The sequence below is a fragment of the Pseudomonas sp. CCI3.1 genome (assembly GCF_034313985.1).
Lineage (GTDB): Bacteria > Pseudomonadota > Gammaproteobacteria > Pseudomonadales > Pseudomonadaceae > Aquipseudomonas > Aquipseudomonas psychrophila.
Map to the genome: position 1 here is coordinate 1,924,100 of NZ_JAVIWO010000001.1, position 18,577 is coordinate 1,942,676.

Annotated in this window: 18 protein-coding genes; 12 read left to right on the forward strand and 6 right to left on the reverse strand. The window is 56.3% G+C overall.

What is annotated here, in order from left to right:
* Window positions 1-112: 112 nt before the first annotated feature.
* From gcvH to RGV06_RS08820, 6 genes are all read left to right on the forward strand, one after another.
* Window positions 113-496, forward strand: coding sequence for a glycine cleavage system protein GcvH (gcvH, locus tag RGV06_RS08795; protein ID WP_019822299.1), 384 nt, complete (start codon window positions 113-115; stop codon window positions 494-496).
* Between the two features lie 10 nt (window positions 497-506).
* A complete protein-coding gene (gene gcvP, locus RGV06_RS08800; RefSeq protein WP_046808872.1) occupies window positions 507-3,365 on the forward strand; it encodes an aminomethyl-transferring glycine dehydrogenase in 2,859 nt (952 codons plus the stop codon).
* A 153-nt stretch (window positions 3,366-3,518) separates the two neighbouring features.
* A complete protein-coding gene (locus RGV06_RS08805; protein WP_046808873.1) occupies window positions 3,519-4,895 on the forward strand; it encodes an L-serine ammonia-lyase in 1,377 nt (458 codons plus the stop codon).
* 17 nt (window positions 4,896-4,912) lie between these two features.
* Window positions 4,913-6,037, forward strand: a complete 1,125-nt coding sequence (gene gcvT / locus RGV06_RS08810; RefSeq protein WP_019822295.1) for a glycine cleavage system aminomethyltransferase GcvT — start codon at window positions 4,913-4,915, stop codon at window positions 6,035-6,037.
* Between the two features lie 378 nt (window positions 6,038-6,415).
* The gene (locus tag RGV06_RS08815) at window positions 6,416-6,628 is read left to right on the forward strand and encodes a cold-shock protein (protein ID WP_019822293.1); all 213 of its coding nucleotides are present in this window, start codon (window positions 6,416-6,418) and stop codon (window positions 6,626-6,628) included.
* A gap of 92 nt (window positions 6,629-6,720) precedes the next feature.
* The gene (locus RGV06_RS08820; RefSeq protein ID WP_019822291.1) at window positions 6,721-7,209 is read left to right on the forward strand and encodes an RDD family protein; all 489 of its coding nucleotides are present in this window, start codon (window positions 6,721-6,723) and stop codon (window positions 7,207-7,209) included.
* 90 nt (window positions 7,210-7,299) lie between these two features.
* Here the strand turns inward: RGV06_RS08820 and RGV06_RS08825 are convergent, their stop codons facing one another.
* The 4 genes from RGV06_RS08825 to rpoE all read right to left on the reverse strand — a co-directional run bounded on the left by RGV06_RS08825 (window position 7,300) and on the right by rpoE (window position 11,075).
* Window positions 7,300-8,715: a DegQ family serine endoprotease gene (locus RGV06_RS08825; protein ID WP_019822289.1), complete on the reverse strand. Its 1,416-nt coding sequence runs from the start codon at window positions 8,713-8,715 to the stop codon at window positions 7,300-7,302.
* Between the two features lie 185 nt (window positions 8,716-8,900).
* Window positions 8,901-9,863 carry a MucB/RseB C-terminal domain-containing protein gene (locus tag RGV06_RS08830; RefSeq protein WP_322149827.1) on the reverse strand — a complete coding sequence of 321 codons (963 nt, stop codon included), beginning with the start codon at window positions 9,861-9,863 and terminating at the stop codon, window positions 8,901-8,903.
* Between the two features lie 8 nt (window positions 9,864-9,871).
* Window positions 9,872-10,462, reverse strand: a complete 591-nt coding sequence (locus RGV06_RS08835; protein WP_019822286.1) for a sigma-E factor negative regulatory protein — start codon at window positions 10,460-10,462, stop codon at window positions 9,872-9,874.
* A 31-nt stretch (window positions 10,463-10,493) separates the two neighbouring features.
* The gene (rpoE, locus tag RGV06_RS08840) at window positions 10,494-11,075 is read right to left on the reverse strand and encodes an RNA polymerase sigma factor RpoE (protein ID WP_019822285.1); all 582 of its coding nucleotides are present in this window, start codon (window positions 11,073-11,075) and stop codon (window positions 10,494-10,496) included.
* A gap of 509 nt (window positions 11,076-11,584) precedes the next feature.
* On the opposite strand from rpoE, the gene nadB reads away from it, so the two are divergent.
* The 6 genes from nadB (at window position 11,585) to RGV06_RS08870 (ending at window position 17,847) form a co-directional block, all read left to right on the forward strand.
* Window positions 11,585-13,192: an L-aspartate oxidase gene (gene nadB / locus RGV06_RS08845; RefSeq protein ID WP_019822284.1), complete on the forward strand. Its 1,608-nt coding sequence runs from the start codon at window positions 11,585-11,587 to the stop codon at window positions 13,190-13,192.
* Between the two features lie 303 nt (window positions 13,193-13,495).
* Entirely contained in the window at window positions 13,496-13,717 is a 222-nt protein-coding gene (locus RGV06_RS08850) for a hypothetical protein (protein WP_048351794.1), read from the forward strand.
* Window positions 13,714-14,571 carry a DUF4123 domain-containing protein gene (locus RGV06_RS08855; protein ID WP_322149829.1) on the forward strand — a complete coding sequence of 286 codons (858 nt, stop codon included), beginning with the start codon at window positions 13,714-13,716 and terminating at the stop codon, window positions 14,569-14,571. The genes RGV06_RS08850 and RGV06_RS08855 overlap by 4 nt, the downstream gene beginning before the upstream one ends.
* Window positions 14,568-15,341, forward strand: coding sequence for a hypothetical protein (locus RGV06_RS08860; RefSeq protein ID WP_322149831.1), 774 nt, complete (start codon window positions 14,568-14,570; stop codon window positions 15,339-15,341). The genes RGV06_RS08855 and RGV06_RS08860 overlap by 4 nt, the downstream gene beginning before the upstream one ends.
* Window positions 15,342-15,353: 12 nt before the next feature.
* Window positions 15,354-16,127 (forward strand): hypothetical protein, encoded by a 774-nt coding sequence (locus RGV06_RS08865; protein WP_322149833.1) that lies wholly within the window; start codon window positions 15,354-15,356, stop codon window positions 16,125-16,127.
* Window positions 16,128-16,140: 13 nt separating this feature from the next.
* Complete coding sequence (locus RGV06_RS08870) at window positions 16,141-17,847, forward strand: lipase family protein (RefSeq protein ID WP_322149834.1); 1,707 nt, start codon at window positions 16,141-16,143, stop codon at window positions 17,845-17,847.
* A 10-nt stretch (window positions 17,848-17,857) separates the two neighbouring features.
* On the opposite strand, the gene RGV06_RS08875 is transcribed toward RGV06_RS08870, so the two are convergent.
* Window positions 17,858-18,310, reverse strand: a complete 453-nt coding sequence (locus RGV06_RS08875; protein WP_048351798.1) for a protein YgfX — start codon at window positions 18,308-18,310, stop codon at window positions 17,858-17,860.
* Window positions 18,294-18,548, reverse strand: a complete 255-nt coding sequence (locus RGV06_RS08880; RefSeq protein ID WP_003440597.1) for a succinate dehydrogenase assembly factor 2 — start codon at window positions 18,546-18,548, stop codon at window positions 18,294-18,296. The genes RGV06_RS08875 and RGV06_RS08880 overlap by 17 nt, the downstream gene beginning before the upstream one ends.
* Between the last annotated feature and the right edge of the window lie 29 nt (window positions 18,549-18,577).

Genomic DNA, 18,577 nt, shown 5'->3' on the forward strand with positions numbered 1-18,577 from the left:
AATAACGATATTTTTAAACTGGCAACTATCTTGCAGAGAACTCCTCCATAAGCTCGAGCTGCACGAGCATTTACCTGTGACCACCAGACATGTCTGGCCCTGAGGAGTTTCCATGAGCGAATTGCGTTTTACTGAAGACCACGAATGGCTGCGCGCCGAAGCCGATGGCAGCGTAACTGTGGGGATTACCGCGTTTGCGCAAAACGCTCTGGGTGATGTGGTGTTTGTGCAATTGCCTGAGTTGCAGTCCTACGACAAGGGCGCAGAAGCCGCTACCGTTGAGTCGGTCAAGGCTGCCAGCGGCGTGTACATGCCGCTGGACGGTAAAGTGCTCGAAGTAAACCCGGCCCTGGACAGCAGCCCGGAACTGGTCAACGAAGACCCGCTGGGTCAAGGCTGGTTCTTCCGCTTCAAGCCCGCCGATGCCGACGCTGTAGGCCAACTGCTCGATCAGGATGCCTACGACCGCCTGATCAAAGCCCAAGACGACAACTGAGAAGCCTGCCATGACCATCAACCTCAGCACTGCCAATGAATTTATCGCGCGCCACATCGGCCCGCGCCAGGCCGATGAGCAGGCCATGCTCGCCACCCTCGGTTTTGATTCCCTTGAAGGCCTCAGCGCCAGCGTAATCCCGGAAAGCATCAAGGGCACCAGCGTGCTCAACTTGCCGGCCGGTCAAAGCGAAGCCGACGCACTGGCCTCGATCAAGGCCATCGCCGCCAAGAACCAACTGTGCAAAACCTATATCGGCCAGGGCTATTACAACTGCCACACGCCTTCGCCAATCTTGCGCAACCTGCTGGAAAACCCGGCCTGGTACACCGCCTACACACCGTATCAGCCTGAAATCTCCCAGGGTCGTCTCGAAGCCCTGCTGAACTTCCAGACCCTGATCAGCGACCTTAGCGGCCTGCCGATTGCCAACGCCTCGCTGCTCGACGAAGCCACCGCCGCTGCCGAAGCGATGACCTTCTGCAAACGCCTGAGCAAAAACAAAACCAGCCACCGTTTCTTTGCTTCCAGCCACTGCCATCCCCAAACCCTCGACGTGCTGCGCACCCGTGCCGAGCCGCTGGGCATTGAGGTTGTGGTTGCCGACGAGCGCGAACTGACAGACGTGTCGGCTTTCTTCGGTGCCCTGTTGCAATACCCAGCCAGCAACGGCGACGTGTTTGATTATCGCGAACTGGTTGAGCGCTTCCATACCGCCAATGCACTGGTGGCTGTTGCCGCCGACCTGCTGGCCCTGACCCTGCTGACGCCTCCGGGCGAGTTCGGCGCGGATGTGGCCATCGGCAGCGCACAACGCTTTGGCGTACCACTGGGCTTCGGTGGCCCGCATGCTGCCTACTTCGCCACCCGTGACGCCTACAAGCGCGACATGCCGGGTCGTCTGGTCGGTGTTTCGGTTGACCGTCACGGCAAACCGGCATTGCGTCTGGCCATGCAAACCCGCGAGCAACACATCCGCCGCGAGAAGGCCACGAGCAACATCTGCACCGCCCAAGTACTGCTGGCCAACATTGCCAGTATGTACGCCGTGTACCACGGCCCAAAAGGCCTGATTCAGATCGCTCAGCGCATTCACCAACTGACCGCGATTCTGGCCCAGGGCCTGAGCGCGCTGGGGCTGACTGTCGAGCAAGAACAGTACTTCGACACCCTGACCCTCAACACCGGCAACACCACCGCAGCCCTGCACGCCAAAGCCCACGCACAGCGCATTAACCTGCGCGTGATCGACGGCCAGCGTCTGGGCCTGTCGCTGGATGAAACCAGCAGCCAGTGCGACGTGATTGCTCTCTGGACCCTGCTCGCCGCCGATGGCCAGACCCTGCCTGACTTCGACGCTCTGGCCGCGAGTGTAACGGGCACCCTGCCAGTTGCACTGCTGCGCCAGTCGCCAATCCTCAGCCACCCGGTGTTCAACCGTTACCACTCCGAAACAGAGCTGATGCGTTACCTGCGCAAGTTGGCAGACAAGGATCTGGCGCTGGACCGCACCATGATTCCGCTGGGCTCGTGCACCATGAAACTCAACGCTGCCAGCGAAATGATCCCGGTCACCTGGGCCGAGTTCGGCAGCCTGCATCCGTTTGCACCTGCCGAGCAGAGCGAGGGTTATCAGCAATTGACCACTGAACTGGAAGCCATGCTCTGCGCGGCAACCGGTTACGACGCCATCTCCTTGCAACCAAACGCCGGTTCCCAAGGTGAGTACGCCGGGTTGCTGGCCATTCGTGCCTACCACCAGAGCCGTGGCGAAGAGCGCCGCGATATCTGCCTGATCCCGTCCTCGGCCCACGGCACCAACCCGGCAACCGCCAACATGGCCGGCATGCGCGTTGTGGTGACCGCCTGTGACGCACGAGGCAACGTCGACATTGAAGACCTGCGCGCCAAGGCCCTGGAGCACCGCGACCATCTCGCCGCGCTGATGATCACCTACCCGTCGACCCACGGCGTGTTCGAAGAAGGCATTCGCGAAATCTGCGGCATCATTCATGACAACGGCGGTCAGGTGTACATCGACGGCGCCAACATGAACGCGATGGTGGGCCTGTGTGCACCGGGCAAGTTCGGCGGCGACGTGTCCCACCTCAACCTGCACAAGACTTTCTGCATTCCCCACGGCGGTGGCGGTCCAGGCGTTGGTCCGATTGGCGTCAAATCGCACCTTACGCCGTTTCTGCCGGGTCACGCGGCAATGGAGCGCAAGGAAGGCGCGGTATGCGCGGCTCCATTTGGCAGCGCAAGCATTCTGCCCATCACCTGGATGTACATCCGCATGATGGGCGGCGAAGGCCTCAAGCGTGCTTCGCAGCTAGCGATCCTGAACGCCAACTACATCGCCCGCCGTCTCGAAGAGCATTACCCGGTGCTGTACTCGGGCAGCAACGGCCTGGTGGCTCACGAATGCATCCTCGACCTGCGCCCGCTCAAGGAAACCAGCGGGATCAGCGTCGACGACGTGGCCAAGCGCCTGATCGATTTCGGCTTCCACGCCCCGACCATGTCGTTCCCGGTTGCGGGCACGTTGATGATCGAGCCGACCGAAAGCGAATCCAAGGAAGAACTGGACCGCTTCTGCAACGCCATGATCTGCATTCGCGAAGAAATTCGCGAAGTCGAAAGCGGCGGTCTGGACAAGGAAGACAACCCGCTGAAAAACGCGCCGCACACGGCTGCTGAAATGGTGGGTGAATGGACCCATCCTTACAGCCGCGAGCAAGCGGTGTACCCGGTTGCATCCTTGATCGAAGGCAAGTACTGGCCACCGGTCGGTCGTGTCGACAACGTGTTCGGCGACCGTAACCTGGTGTGCGCGTGCCCGTCGATCGAGAGCTATCAGGAGGCGTAAGCATCCAGATCATGGAGATTTAATGTGGGAGCGGGCTTGCTCGCGATGCTAACGGCGCGGTTTTCATGCAAGACCGGGTTGATACCATCGCGAGCGAGCCCGCTCCCACAGGGATGGCTAGTTTCGCCACACAACAAGAAACCGGAGAACCCTATGTCGTTAAGCGTGTTCGACCTGTTCAAGATTGGCATCGGCCCCTCCAGTTCCCATACCGTCGGCCCCATGCGTGCGGCTGCGCGTTTTGTCGAAGGTTTGCGCCGTGATGAACTGCTGCAAAATACCGCCTGCGTAAAAGTTGAACTCTACGGCTCCCTCGGTGCCACCGGCAAAGGACACGGCAGCGACAAAGCCGTATTGCTGGGGCTTGAAGGCGAGCACCCGGACACCGTCAACACCGATACCGTGGCCGAACGTCTGGCCGCGATTCGCAGCAGCGGGCGCTTGAACCTGCTGGGCGAACACCCCATCGATTTCAACGAAAAATCGCACTTGGCGATGATTCGCAAACCCCTGCCCTACCACCCCAACGGCATGATTTTCAGGGCTCTGGATGCCGCTGGTATTCAGATCCGCAGCCGCGAGTATTACTCGGTCGGCGGCGGCTTTGTGGTGGATGAAGGCGCCGCTGGCGCTGACCGTATCGTCGAAGACAGCACCGCGCTGAAATACCCGTTCAAAACCGCCAAGGACTTGCTGCGCCATTGCGTCACTCACACTCTTTCGATCAGTGAAGTGATGATGGCCAACGAAAGCGCCTGGCGCCCCGAGGCAGAGACCCGTTCCGGTTTGCTGAATATCTGGCAAGTGATGCAGGACTGCGTGAGTGCGGGCTGTCGCAATGAAGGCATTTTACCCGGCGGCTTGAAGGTCAAGCGGCGGGCGGCTGCGCTGCACCGTCAACTGTGCAGCAACCCTGAGGCCGCCTTGCGCGATGCGCTGTCTGTGCTCGACTGGGTCAATCTGTACGCACTGGCCGTCAATGAAGAAAACGCCAACGGCGGACGCGTGGTCACTGCCCCTACCAACGGCGCGGCCGGGATCATTCCAGCCGTTTTGCATTACTACATGCGCTTTATCGGCGGGGCCAATGAAGACGGCGTGGTGCGCTTTCTGCTGACCGCCGCCGCCATTGGCATCTTGTACAAGGAAAACGCCTCGATTTCCGGCGCCGAAGTTGGCTGTCAGGGAGAGGTGGGCGTGGCTTGCTCAATGGCAGCGGGCGCGTTGTGTGAAGTGCTGGGCGGCACCGTGCAACAAGTCGAGAACGCCGCCGAAATCGGCATGGAACACAACCTGGGCCTGACCTGTGACCCGATTGGCGGCCTGGTGCAAGTGCCCTGCATCGAACGCAACGCGATGGGCTCGGTCAAGGCGATCAACGCCGTACGTATGGCCCTGCGCGGCGACGGGCAGCACTTTGTGTCTCTGGACAAGGTGATCCGCACCATGCGCCAGACCGGCGCCGACATGAAAAGCAAATACAAGGAGACCGCTCGCGGCGGTCTGGCTGTCAACATTATTGAGTGCTGATTTTCAAGGAGTCTCGAATGTCCACCGAACAACTGCTTCACACCCCGCTGCACGCACTGCACCTTGAGCTCGGTGCCCGCATGGTGCCATTTGCCGGCTATGACATGCCCGTGCAGTACCCGCTGGGAGTCATGAAAGAACACCAGCACACCCGTGAACAGGCCGGGTTGTTTGATGTATCCCACATGGGCCAGATTCGGCTGATCGGCGCTGACGCGGCCAAGGCGCTGGAAGCCCTGGTGCCGGTCGATATCATCGACCTGCCAGTGGGCATGCAGCGCTATGCCATGTTCACCAATGAACAGGGCGGCATCCTCGATGACCTGATGGTTGCCAATCTGGGTAATGACGAGCTGTTTCTGGTGGTTAACGCCGCCTGCAAGGATCAGGACCTGGCCCATCTGCGCAAGCACTTGAGCGCCCACTGCCAGATCCAGCCGCTGTTTGAAGAACGTGCCCTGCTCGCACTGCAAGGCCCGGCCGCCGTCAACGTGTTGCAACGCCTGGCACCGGAAGTGGCAAAAATGACCTTTATGCAATTTGCCCCGCTGACGTTGCTGGGCGCGGAGTGCTACGTCAGCCGCTCGGGATATACCGGTGAAGACGGCTTTGAGATTTCAGTACCCGCAGATCGTGCCGAAGAGCTGGCACGTCGCCTGCTGGCTGAGCCCGAAGTGCAGGCAATCGGCCTGGGCGCACGAGATTCGCTGCGCCTTGAAGCCGGGTTGTGCCTGTACGGCCATGACATGAACGACACCACCACGCCGATTGAAGCCAGCCTGCTCTGGGCCATTTCCAAGGCCCGTCGTGCAGACGGACCGCGTGCCGGTGGCTTCCCCGGCGCCGAAACTGTCTTCGCCCAGCAGCAAAATGGTGTCGCGCGCAAACGCGTGGGCTTGTTGCCTCAAGAGCGCACACCGGTGCGTGAAGGTGCTGAAATTGTCGATGCTGACGGCACAGTAATCGGCACCGTTTGCAGCGGCGGTTTCGGTCCGACCCTGGGCTCGCCTCTGGCAATGGGTTACCTGGATATCGCGTTCACGCCTGTGGATACTGAAGTCTGGGCGATCGTTCGAGGCAAGCGTGTACCGATGAAAGTGTCGAAGATGCCTTTTGTCGCGCAGCGTTATTACAGAGGTTAAACCCTCACGTAAGACAGTTGCATGTTCCTGATACTTACAGGGCATGCAACTGCTGCAACAGCCTCTAACTTTCGATAGTGAAAACACTGTTTTAAGCACGAAAACAATTGAACACACCTATCAAACACCTGCACTTATAACTTCTTCAGCGATGCTAATAACCCGGCCTTACGGGCTTATTCGAGGGGCTTGTTTTTTCAATTCCAGTTTCGTAGAGTTTGCCCACTGTGTTTGCATGGGTCGCTGGAATCGTGACCTGGGCAGTAGCTCTAAGTTTGCTACACCCGTTCTGCGTCTCTTACTTTCCTGCAACCCAGCACCCGAACTCTTTCCTTTGAAAGAGGCTGTCATTAATTGTTAGCGTCAAGGAATTAAGAAATGTCCCAACGTCAGAGCGGTACCGTTAAGTGGTTCAACGACGAGAAAGGGTTTGGCTTTATCACCCCGGAAAGTGGCCCTGACCTGTTTGTGCACTTCCGTGCCATTCAAGGCAACGGCTTTAAAAGCCTGAAAGAAGGCCAGAAAGTGACCTTCATCTCGGTTCAAGGCCAAAAAGGCTTGCAGGCTGACGAAGTTCAAGCAGAAGGCTGATCTCGTACACAAAAGCCTCTGATGGTGACATCAGAGGCTTTTTTATGGCTGTTATTCCGTAAGATGGCGTTTTTCCTTCACGAGACCCTGCCATGTCGAAACAACCACTTAGACCTCAAGGCGATTTTCCCGCCGTTGGCCTGGGGCGCCGCCTGGCAGCCATGTTCTATGACTTTCTGCTGTGTACCGCCCTGCTGATCGTCACGACCTTTATCTACAAGCTGATCATGATGAGTTTTATCGGTGAAGCCAAAATGAGGGCGCTTTCAGAGGCAGGCGCTCTGGATGGTGATCCGCTGCTCTCCACCCTTCTGTTTTTTGTCCTGTTCGGTTTTTTTGCCAAGTTCTGGACTCACTCCGGGCAAACCCTGGGCATGCAGGTCTGGGGCATACGCGTACAGAACGCTGATGGCACCGCAATCAGCCTGTGGCAGGCGTTGCTGCGCTTTATCGTCTCCATCGCTTCATGGCTGTGCCTGGGACTGGGATTCATTTGGTCTGTATTCGACAAACACAAACGTACCTGGCATGACCTGTATTCCAATACTCAACTGGTGCGCATCCCCAAACCAAAAAAATAAAAAAAGCCCGTATCTCACGATACGGGCTTGGTGATGACGGTTAGCTCTTTGTGGGAGCGAGCAGGCTCGCTCCCACCCAGGTCAACCTGCTTACTCCGCCAGTTTGAAGGTAATGAAGCTGGCGCGACCTTGACGCAGAACCCGCATCGACACCGAACGATTCTTCGGCAATGCCTTGGCAATTTCGGTGAATTCCTTGCCGTTGTTAATGGCCTGATTGTTCAGGTGAGTGATCACGTCACCAGGTTGCAGGCCGATCAGGGCAGCAGGACCGTCCTGAACGTCAGTGATGATCACGCCACCCTTGATGTCATTGGCTTTCTTCTGCTCTTCACTCAGGTCCGCCACGGACACGCCAAGACGGTTGCTGCTTTGCTCAGCACCTGCGCCAGAAGCAATGTCTTTTGCGTCATCAGGGATGGCACCGACCGTCAGGTCCAGATTTTTGCGCTTGCCGTCACGAATCACTTCAAGCGTTGCCTTGCTGCCAGCCTTGAGTGCGCCAACCAGATGCGGCAAATCTGCCGACATGACGATCGGCTGACCATTCATGCTCAGAATCACGTCGCCGACTTGCAGACCGCCTTTGGCAGCCGGGCCGTTATCAAGTACCTGGGCCACCAGCGCACCTGCCGGTTTTTCCAGACCAAAGGATTCGGCCAGGTCTTTGTTGACCTCTTGAATCACCACACCCAACCAGCCACGGCTGACTTTGCCGCCAGCCTTGAGCTGATTGGCAACGTCCATCGCCACATCGATAGGGATTGCGAAAGACACGCCCATGAAACCGCCCGAGCGGGTGTAGATTTGCGAGTTGATACCCACCACTTCGCCCGCCAGGTTGAACAGCGGACCACCCGAGTTGCCCGGGTTGATCGGTACGTCAGTCTGGATAAAAGGCACGTAGCTTTCATTTGGAAGGCTGCGACCGATGGCGCTGATAATGCCTTGGGTTACGGTGTGGTCAAACCCAAACGGTGACCCTATGGCAACTACCCACTGACCGGCCTTGAGGTCCTGGGACTTGCCCAGCTTAAGGACAGGCAGGTTCTTGCCTTCGATTTTCAGCAACGCAACATCGGAACGTGGATCCGTGCCTACGAGCTTGGCTTTCATTTCACTGCGATCAGACAAGCGCACGATGATTTCATCGGCGTCTGCTACCACGTGGTTATTGGTCAGGATGAAGCCATCGGGCGAGATGATGAAACCCGAACCCAGTGACTGGGCCTCGCGCTGACGACCACCTTTACCACTGGGCGGAATGCTGCGCTCAAAAAAGTCACGCAGGCCAGGTGGCAAACCTTCCAGATCGGGCATTTGGCCCAAGCTTGAGGCGCGGCGCTCAGGGAGCTTTTGCGTGGTGCTGATATTCACTACAGCTGGCGAAGCCTGCTCAACCAATTGCGTGAAGTCAGGTAACTGCGCTTCAGCCATGACCGGCACTGCCTGCCCGAGCATCAGCACGGCTGCAAAAATGGGTAGATAAGATTTCAATCGAGGCATCGACATACAGCTCCCGTTAATAACTGCAGAGTTAAGCGACAGGCACCAAAAAACAAGACCAAAGCATAGACCGTTTTTTAGGCCCCGGAAAACAAACAAGGCCAGAGCCCGCTAGGGCCCTGACCTTCATAAAAAGACAAGAAAATGGCAAATCGAAATGTGTCACCCGCCATGTCGGAGCAACCCTATGGTTTGGCCTGCGCATCGTCTTTACCGACACGCATCGAGAGCGCTATACGCTCTGCGGTACCCAACGGGATTTCACCCACCACAGTGGCCATCATGTCTCCCTGAGGGGTACTCAGGTGCCGTGTAACCGCAGCTGTAGGCCCCAGTTGAACGCGTGCATCAGGAACTGCGGCCCCCTGCAACGGTTCGAGAAACACTGAGAAACGCGTCAGGCCATCGTCATATAAGAGACTGGTGACTTCAGACTTGGTCCGGGGATCACGGTGCACGGTGTTGCTGACTTGCTCGAAACCGGGCGGCAGCCAGTCGGAGTGCCAGGCATGAGCCGTGTCAGCGACAGGTGCTGCAGTATCAGCCACCGTAACCGGGCGGCATGTGCCTGCAGGCGTCAGCTGGTTTTCATCAGGGGGCGTGGTGACCAGGCTTGTAAACTGGTAACGCTCAAGCAACTGACCCTTGTCATTGAGCAACAATGACTTGAGGGGCAATCCGGTTTCACGATCCAGATACAGTTCAAACCCATAACGGTGCTGGTCGCGAGGGGCAAGTGAGATCACCACCACCGGTCGACCTGCAACCCTGGAGTCACCTTGCTTGGTTACCGAGTACCAGTCATTGAGCTTCTGGGCATCGAACTGTCTTGCCGAAACGGCGGTGACATCACCTAACCCCGAAGCCAACTTTCCAGTAACGCATTCAGTGCGCCCATCCGTACGAATGACCTCTTGAGCAGAGCCATCCAATTGCATCAAACGCTCACGAACTTTCCCATCTTGCACGCGGTGCCAGATGCTATGGGTAGAAAAACTACCGTTACGCTCATAAACGAATGTGCCCTGATAGCTGTGCTGTTGCTCAGCCTGCCCAAGACGTTTTAGCCAGTCCTGGGCTTCATCGGCGTGGGCCGGTACTGCAAACCAGCCACTCAGCAGAAGAGGTAGCAAAGGTAGGACGCGCATGGTGGTCCTTAACGGTTTTCAAGGCTCGCGGCACGAGCGTATGGCAGAGGGCTTTCTGCCCCTTTCAACGCTGCTTGCTGTGCATGCTGACGCAGGTAGCCTGGCAAACGCTGATCCTGCCAGCCTGGCTGGCCTTGCAGAACACCGTTGGCCATAGGACCAGTCGCCTTGTCGGAGCTTTCGCTGTAGTTAGCCAGTACCGCCGGGCCTTTAGCCATCGGTGCACTCAGGCTCTGCGCAGCGTTCTGCTGGGCAAGCTGATTACCGACGATGTCATCCTGGTTGTACATTCTGACACCCGCCAGAACAGCAACGGTCACCGATGCAGCAACGGCCAGACGGCCGATGCTGCGCCATGGGCCACGTACGACCTTGACCGGGGTTTGCTCTTCGGCCAGCGCGGCCGAAACGGCAGATGCGATGTCCAGGCGCGGAATCAACAGGTCCTTGTGCATCACAGCACGGGCCACCTGATAACGGGACCAGGTGTCACGTGTATGTGTGTCGTCAAAGGCATTCAATACCCGACGTAGTTCCAGTTCGTCCGCTTCGTTATCCATCACCGCGGACAGCGATTCCTGCAGGGCTTCACGACTCATGGCGGTTCCTCTCTTGGCTGTCGCCGCTGTCTCAGTTTTCCTGCAACAACGGCTGCAGGGCTTTATCAATGGCTTCCCGAGCGCGGAAAATCCGGGAGCGCACGGTACCCACTGGACACTGCATGACGCTCGCAATGTCCTCATAACTCAGACCATCAAATTCACGTAAAGTTAACGCCGTACGCAAATCTTCTGGCAGTAACTGAATAGTGCGATGAACGGTGGTTTCGATCTCGTCGCGGAGCAAAGCACGCTCCGGCGACTCGAGATCCTTAAGACCATGATCACCATCGTAAAACTCGGCATCTTCCGAGCTCACGTCACTATCAGGCGGACGTCGACCGCGTGACACCAGGTAGTTTTTCGCCGTATTGATGGCGATGCGATACAGCCATGTGTAAAAGGCGCTGTCTCCGCGAAAATTACCGAGTGCCCGGTAAGCCTTGATAAAGGCTTCCTGAGCGACGTCCTGGGCTTCATGGGTGTCGTGCACAAAACGCACGATCAACCCGAGAATTTTGTGTTGATACTTCAACACGAGCAGATCGAATGCGCGCTTATCGCCACGCTGTACGCGCTCGACCAGCTGCTGATCCTCTTCCTGGGCTAGCATGAATACTCCTCATAAGACCGGGAGGAAGATTGCTGTGCTAATTGATCAGGCTTGCAAACATAGACTCGGGCTTTACACAAAAGTTCTCTCCCCCCTGGCAAGTTTCCTGCGTGCTCGGATTTGGCACACACGAAAACGCAGCTCGGGCCTGGCCGGCTGCGTCAATAATCTTGTCGTCAAATTCCGCTGTCAGATCGAAACACAGACCCCGCATCAATTTGGACGCCGTTCCCCTGCATCAAGGGCAGCCCTCTATGGAACCCCGGACCGTACGAAAAGTTCAATAACTTCGTACGCCACCGATAGCACCACACAAGCGCATCAGCCCTGGAGCAAGCCCCCAGCCCTGATCCCCTTTGCAGATTTATTGTGCAAATCAACATGCAGACCCTTCCAGTCTGAGGCACACTTTGCGCCCGCTGTAATTTCACAATGCCATAAAGGCCCGGCCATTGTGCCGATCCCCCCCTCTATATACTAGTGGGCGCTTTTTTGCGGATGTCAGAAGAATGAGCCAACATTTTCAACATGATGTGCTGGTGATTGGCAGCGGCGCTGCCGGTTTGAGCCTTGCGCTCACGTTACCCAGCCATATGCGTATTGCGGTCCTCAGTAAAGGCGACCTGGCCAATGGCTCGACATTCTGGGCACAAGGCGGTGTAGCCGCAGTGCTGGATGATACCGACACGGTGCAGTCTCACGTCGAAGACACCCTCAATGCTGGCGGCGGGCTATGTCATGAAGACGCCGTGCGCTTTACCGTCGAGCACAGCCGCGAAGCCATTCAGTGGTTAATCGATCAAGGCGTTCCCTTCACCCGCGATGACGCCGTTGACCCTGAGCAGCCCGGTTTTGAATTTCACCTCACCCGTGAAGGCGGCCACAGCCACCGACGCATCATCCATGCGGCAGATGCCACCGGCGCCGCCATCTTCAAGACGTTGCTCGAACAGGCGCGCCAGCGACCCAATATCGAACTGCTCGAACAGCGCGTTGCCGTTGATCTGATTACCGAGCGCCGATTGGGACTGGAAGGCGATCGCTGCCTGGGCGCCTATGTGCTGAACCGCGCAACGGGCGAAGTCGACACCTTTGGCTCGCGCTTCACGATTCTGGCCACGGGTGGCGCGGCCAAGGTGTATCTCTACACCAGCAACCCGGACGGCGCCTGCGGTGACGGCATCGCCATGGCCTGGCGTTCAGGGTGCCGCGTGGCAAACCTGGAGTTCAATCAGTTCCACCCTACCTGCCTGTATCACCCGCAGGCCAAAAGCTTTCTGATCACTGAAGCGCTGCGCGGTGAAGGTGCTCACTTGAAACTGCCCAACGGTGAGCGTTTCATGCAGCGCTTCGACGCCCGGGGAGAACTGGCCCCTCGAGATATCGTGGCTCGCGCTATCGACCATGAAATGAAGCGCCTGGGTATCGATTGCGTGTACCTGGATATCAGCCATGAGCCCGAAACCTTTATCAAGGCTCACTTCCCGACGGTTTATGAACGCTGCCTGACATTCGGCATCGACATCACCAAGCAGGCTATCCCGGTGGTGCCTGCAGCGCATTACACCTGTGGCGGAGTCATGGTCGACGAACATGGCCACACTGACGTGCCAGGCCTGTACGCCATTGGCGAAACCAGCTTCACCGGCCTGCACGGCGCCAACCGCATGGCCAGCAACTCATTGCTGGAGTGCTTTGTGTACGCCAAGTCGGCTGCGGCCGACATTCTCGCCCAACTGCCCGAAATCGCCGCCCCTGCTGCCCTGCCGAGCTGGGATGCAAGCCAGGTTACCGACTCCGATGAAGATGTGATCATCGCTCACAACTGGGATGAGCTACGGCGTTTTATGTGGGACTACGTCGGAATCGTGCGCACCAACAAGCGCCTGCAACGCGCGCAACACCGCGTGCGCCTGCTGCTGGACGAAATTGACGAGTTTTATAGCAACTATAAAGTCAGCCGCGACCTGATCGAACTGCGCAACCTGGCACAAGTTGCCGAACTGATGATCAGGTCTGCCATGGAACGCAAGGAATCTCGCGGCCTGCACTACACGCTGGACTATCCAGAGATGCTGCCAGAGGCGAAGGATACGATTCTGACCCCAACCCGGTGAGGCACGTCAGGTACGAGAACCCGGCACCGCTTGAAACAGCGTTGCCGGTTTTTTTTCACGGTGAACAACACTCCCACCTGCAGCCAGGACCAGCGCGCCTGAGCGCAAACAGTCTGGCAACGCCCTCTCAAGCAGCTCCCTGAATCAGCGACGATTCAGGCAAGAACTAGGATAAGTCCTACATATTTAACATCTAAACCTTGCTAGCTTTTTCGGTTTTAGCTTTCCACGCGCACTACGGGCTAATCGTTCGCCTGCTCAGTGCCTGTGGTCCGCGCCCTAAAACTGAAAAAGGAACACTGGATGTTCAACCCACGCCCTCAAACCCGTTTCAACCTGACCGAAAGTGTCTTCAAGCCCCCTTCCTTCACTCACCAAAAATCCTTTAGCGCACCCTCTTGTTTTGATCTGGAACAGGTCAGCGGACGTCCTGATCTGACTATCGAAAGCCCGCGACCTCAGGTTCTTGAAAAGGACCTCGCCAGCAAAAAAGGTGTTTGCCTGATTGAAGGGACCGCAGCATGACCCTGGTTGCGGCTCAACAATGGATGGCCGAACAACGCCACCTCGGGTGCTCTGTATGTTTGATTCTGGACTCACTGGACGAACTCACCGCCCGTAACGGCCTGTTAAACAACAGGGCACCTGAGCTGTATTGCAGCATTTACCGCGAAACGCCGGCAGCCGATATGGCAGACAAGGGGCCTTTTCTGTTCCTTATCGACAACCCTGAAGACGAGCACTTGAGCGAGTTGCTCAAAGCGCCTGAAAGGAACTGGGGCTGGCTTGCCAGTGTTGCACCTGAGGCAGGGCTACAGGCGCTGGTCAAACATTGGCGCGACCGCATGATTTTCGGCGTCCGGCCCCATCGCGGGATTTATCGTTTCCATGACAACCGGGTGCTGGCCCGCGCACTGAAGCACTTAACCACTGCAACGGTTGCGGGGTATTTAGGGCCTGCGATCAGCGTCTGCTACTGGCAAGGGGAGCACTGGGAAACACTCGGCAACCCGGCACCGGGTAACTATCCAGTTCCTGAAAGCCCTGTCTGGAATGACTTTCCCATGGAGGCCGATCAGCGCGCTAGCACGCGCGAGGCCAATGCCCACCGCTACCTGCTGGCCAGGCATCTTGAAGCCTATGCCCGAATGGCCGAACAACAAGACCCGGAACTATGGCTCAGCACTCTATTAGCCCAAGCCAACACCTGGGGTTGGCAGGCGGCTGAGCAGTTGGAGTTTTTGCTCGTTCAACGCTTAAAGGCTACCACTGACCCACTTACACAGCGCTGGCAGGCGCGCCCTGGTGAAAGTCCTGATGCTCATTTCCAGCGGGTTTTTCAGGAAATGCAGTTTTGGCAAGGCGATGGCCTTTTATGAAAGTCATAGTTAAAACGCTGCTCCTGTGGGCCTGCGCACTGTCGACGACTGGGTGTTTTACTGGCGAGTCAGACAGTTTTATTTTTACGGCTGATCTGCCTGCAAATTTTGCTTATTACGCAGTGGCCAAGTATGCGCCCGCCAAGGGAGAAACTTGTACGGTCACCCTTGATGACAATCCATACCTCGGCTTTAACAGAGAGTGGCGCACAGCATATAAACCAGAATCTGAAATACCGATTTACCGCACCGTCAAAGGCTGCCGACTGGCCATCTATAAAATCGATCTGGAAATCAATGCCATTTATGGAGCTGACTATGGAGACTTCAGCGGAGACACAACCGCAGTTATTATCAGGGAGGAACTAAAAACTCAATACAAAGGAACTTTTGATACTAATGGCGAAAGCGCCATAAAGGGTCAATGCCAATGGCTGTTTCGTACAGTAGGCCCCAAGCGATATATAAGAAAACTCCTCGACTGCAAAAAAATTGACGATCAAGGCTTAGTGACTAAAGGACGACCCGTCGGGGCTTACACCCTGGATCAACTACCGGGTAAAACTGTGAGACTGAAGATCAAGTTGGCCGATGAGGAAAGACCCGGCTGGGGAGATACATGGGTCAAGTTTCCCAATGGCTGGAAACGCTGTATGGGGGAAGGCCTAGAAGATCAGCGCGGTTACTGTCATGGAAATTATACGGACTTCAGCAGTTTTTTGATGCCTGACGGGCGTAGCTGCTCTATTTATCCTGGCTGCACTGAATAAGGAAATAACTCTATGACACGAATATTTAAAGGCGGGGTTTTGGGTTCTTGTATGGCCCTGGTAGCAGGGTGCGTTATGGGCAAATCGGAAAGCTTTACCTTTACAGCTGATCTACCTCCAAACTTTGCTTATTACGCAGTGGCCAAGTATGCACCCGCCAACGGAGAAACTTGTACGGTCACCCTTGATGACAATCCATACCTCGGTTTTAACAGAGAGTGGCGAACAGCATACAAACCAGAATCTGAAATACCGATTTACCGCACCGTCAAAGGCTGCCGACTGGCCATCTATAAAATCGATCTGGAAATCAATGCCATTTATGGAGCTGACTATGGAGACTTCAGCGGAGACACAACCGCAGTTATTATCAGGGAGGAACTAAAAACTCAATACAAAGGAACTTTTGATACTAATGGCGAAAGCGCCATAAAGGGTCAATGCCAATGGCTATTTCGCACCCAAGGGCCAAAACGTCGATTATCCAAGGGGCTCGACTGCAAAAAAATTGACGATCAAGGGGTGGTGACTAAAGGACGTCCCGTCGGGGCTTACACCTTGGATCAGCTGCCGGGTAAAACCGTGATATTGAAGATCAAGCTGGCCGATGAGGAAAGACCCGGCTGGGGAGATACATGGGTCAAGTTTCCCAATGGTTGGAAACGCTGTATGGGGGAAGGCCTAGAAGATCAGCGCGGTTACTGTCATGGAAATTATACGGACTTCAGCAGTTTTTTGATGCCTGACGGGCGTAGCTGCTCTATTTATCCTGGCTGCACTGAATAAGGAAACTAAAAAAATGACCACTTTTGATGAAGAGGTTAAACACCCGCTGAACAGTCGTATGTTCGCCTGCCCTGCCCAAGGAAATTGGACCAGCTTCAAGTTTGTTGATGAACTAGGTGAGGGACTGTCTTATGCGGGGCTGAACTACAGCGTTATTGATTCAGAAGGCCAAGTATATAAAGGCACGCTAGACCGCTCAGGTATAGGAAAAGTAGACAACCATTTTTCCGGCCCAATCTCCATAATTCTTGTACAGAAATATACCGGCAAGGCCCTACCCTATAAGGACTTAATACAACGGGACCACTACCCTCTCCCCATAACAGAGCTGCAAGTTCGCGCCGAACAAACCCGTTACGTCAACGAAGACGGCTCACGCACTCAAAGCAACCCAGCACAAGCTTGTGCCGATTATTTCTGCCAAGTTGAAGTTCGTCATTTGGTCAAACCTGCCAAGATTCATTTTCTGGATGACCGCGGCCAGAAAAATGATACCGACACCCAGGCTTTTATCACCCATAACGACGAGTTAGTGCTGATTTCTGTGCGTGGCACCAGTGAATTACTCGCAGATGCGCTTCGAGACGCCGATGCTTTCCAAACCCCTTTTGGAAAAGAAGGCCTGGGCAAGGTCCACCGTGGGTTCTATGACGCTGCGCTGAAAGTCTATGAGCTTTCGATCAACTATCTCGAAAAATTCTACACCGGCCAGAAACTGATTATTTGTGGCCATAGCTTGGGTGGTGCGATCACCTTGCTTCTATCGGAAATGCTGCGTCGTCGAACTGGCTACGAATACAAGATCGTGCTGTACACCTACGGCGCCCCAAGAGCAGCAGACAGCACTTTTGTAAAAGGCGCTGCCGACCTGGTGCATTACCGCATGGTCAACCATAACGACCCGGTACCCAGCGTGCCGGCAACCTGGATGAACACCAAGCCCAGGGTGTACCTCCCGGGAGCGGCACTCACTTTCTTTAACGCGCCCCTGGGCATCGCCGGGTTTGTTGCGGGCATTACCAACTTGACCGGCGAGCCTTACGAGCATCACGGCACCTTGCAACACTTTATGCCGGTAGCGTTCGGCGCAATCAAAAAGTCCTCGATTATGTGGGAACCCGGCTGCGACACCATTACCGAGCATGCGGCCTGTACCTTGGCTATTCATCAGAACAATGGGCTACCTGAAAGGGAGGGGTTTATTGCCCAGATTTTTGACGCGGACAACCATTCAATGACCGGTGGCTATATCCCCGGTTGCTGGGCTGCCCTGCGGCGTTGGCAAGAAGCGCTGACACTCAAACACTCTCTGGTGACCGACGAGGAGTTCGAGCACATCAGCCGTGCTCTGGCAACAATCATTGAACAACTACGCTTCAAGCGCCGCATGCTCGGCGACTCCCCTACCCCCTACAGCCGGGCCCACGAATTGACCATCAATGCGCTCAATCGCGAGGTCGACAAGGTACACATGACCTTCGAGCGCTTGAAACGCCTGCGGCAAAGCACAATCAACGAGAACCGTGTTTACGGCTCGTTTTCAACACAACCCGACCTGCTATCTGAGTGCCTGCTGCGCTGGGATGCTCATCCGGAAAACAAGGTGCCCGAACAACTGGCCATGACCCCAGCCCCAGACGTTGATGATGATTTGTTGGCCTCGATCAACGGGCACGCCGTGGGTGCGCCCTATACCTTTGATATTGATTCACTGTTCTAGGCCCTGGACACTATTCGGGTGCCAGCCACCTACGCCGACTGAACTTCAGTCGCACGCGCAAGCGTCGGTGCTGATCCGGCGCCAGCGCGCCTGCGAGGATGCACACCGCCCGCACCCGCCATTCGCCGCGCAAACTGAAACGTACGATCACCACCCAGGGCAGCGCCAGGCTGTCACGGCGCAGCTGCACGGCCTGCCAACCCTTGTCACGACTCCACAACTGCCAGCCATCGGCATCATGGCGCAATCGTGTAAGCGCACTGGCGTGGGTCAGTCGAATATGACGGGGCAGCGCCCAAGCCCCATGGGCCAGGCACCACAAAGCGCCAAGCACACGTGCCCAGGCAGGAATTGAAAGAAAGCAGATTGAGATCAGCGCCAGAGCCTGGGCTGCAAGATAAGCCGCCAGCAATTGCCCGCAGGCATGCCAGCGGCATTCAAAGCAATTACTTGGGCTGGACACGATCCAGAATCATGCGAACCATGCGCTGCAGCTCAGGGTCTTCAGACTCGGCGCGCTCCATGAACCAGCCAAACATGTCCTGGTCTTCACATTCCAGCAGCTTGCGATAGCATTCGCGGTCCACGTCATTCAGGGTGGCGTACACCTCCTTGACGAACGGCACCAGCAGCACGTCCAGTTCAAGCATGCCGCGACGGCTGTGCCAGTAGAGACGATTGAGTTCAACATCTTCGACCATGGAGCGCTCCTCAAATAGAGCGCAAGTAT

Coding starts and splice junctions, on each gene's coding strand:
- gcvH (WP_019822299.1), top strand. CDS start 113: ATGAGCGAATTGCGTTTTACTGAAGACCACGAATGGCTGCGCGCCGAA.
- gcvP (WP_046808872.1), top strand. CDS start 507: ATGACCATCAACCTCAGCACTGCCAATGAATTTATCGCGCGCCACATC.
- RGV06_RS08805 (WP_046808873.1), top strand. CDS start 3,519: ATGTCGTTAAGCGTGTTCGACCTGTTCAAGATTGGCATCGGCCCCTCC.
- gcvT (WP_019822295.1), top strand. CDS start 4,913: ATGTCCACCGAACAACTGCTTCACACCCCGCTGCACGCACTGCACCTT.
- RGV06_RS08815 (WP_019822293.1), top strand. CDS start 6,416: ATGTCCCAACGTCAGAGCGGTACCGTTAAGTGGTTCAACGACGAGAAA.
- RGV06_RS08820 (WP_019822291.1), top strand. CDS start 6,721: ATGTCGAAACAACCACTTAGACCTCAAGGCGATTTTCCCGCCGTTGGC.
- RGV06_RS08825 (WP_019822289.1), bottom strand. CDS start 8,715: ATGCCTCGATTGAAATCTTATCTACCCATTTTTGCAGCCGTGCTGATG.
- RGV06_RS08830 (WP_322149827.1), bottom strand. CDS start 9,863: ATGCGCGTCCTACCTTTGCTACCTCTTCTGCTGAGTGGCTGGTTTGCA.
- RGV06_RS08835 (WP_019822286.1), bottom strand. CDS start 10,462: ATGAGTCGTGAAGCCCTGCAGGAATCGCTGTCCGCGGTGATGGATAAC.
- rpoE (WP_019822285.1), bottom strand. CDS start 11,075: ATGCTAGCCCAGGAAGAGGATCAGCAGCTGGTCGAGCGCGTACAGCGT.
- nadB (WP_019822284.1), top strand. CDS start 11,585: ATGAGCCAACATTTTCAACATGATGTGCTGGTGATTGGCAGCGGCGCT.
- RGV06_RS08850 (WP_048351794.1), top strand. CDS start 13,496: ATGTTCAACCCACGCCCTCAAACCCGTTTCAACCTGACCGAAAGTGTC.
- RGV06_RS08855 (WP_322149829.1), top strand. CDS start 13,714: ATGACCCTGGTTGCGGCTCAACAATGGATGGCCGAACAACGCCACCTC.
- RGV06_RS08860 (WP_322149831.1), top strand. CDS start 14,568: ATGAAAGTCATAGTTAAAACGCTGCTCCTGTGGGCCTGCGCACTGTCG.
- RGV06_RS08865 (WP_322149833.1), top strand. CDS start 15,354: ATGACACGAATATTTAAAGGCGGGGTTTTGGGTTCTTGTATGGCCCTG.
- RGV06_RS08870 (WP_322149834.1), top strand. CDS start 16,141: ATGACCACTTTTGATGAAGAGGTTAAACACCCGCTGAACAGTCGTATG.
- RGV06_RS08880 (WP_003440597.1), bottom strand. CDS start 18,548: ATGGTCGAAGATGTTGAACTCAATCGTCTCTACTGGCACAGCCGTCGC.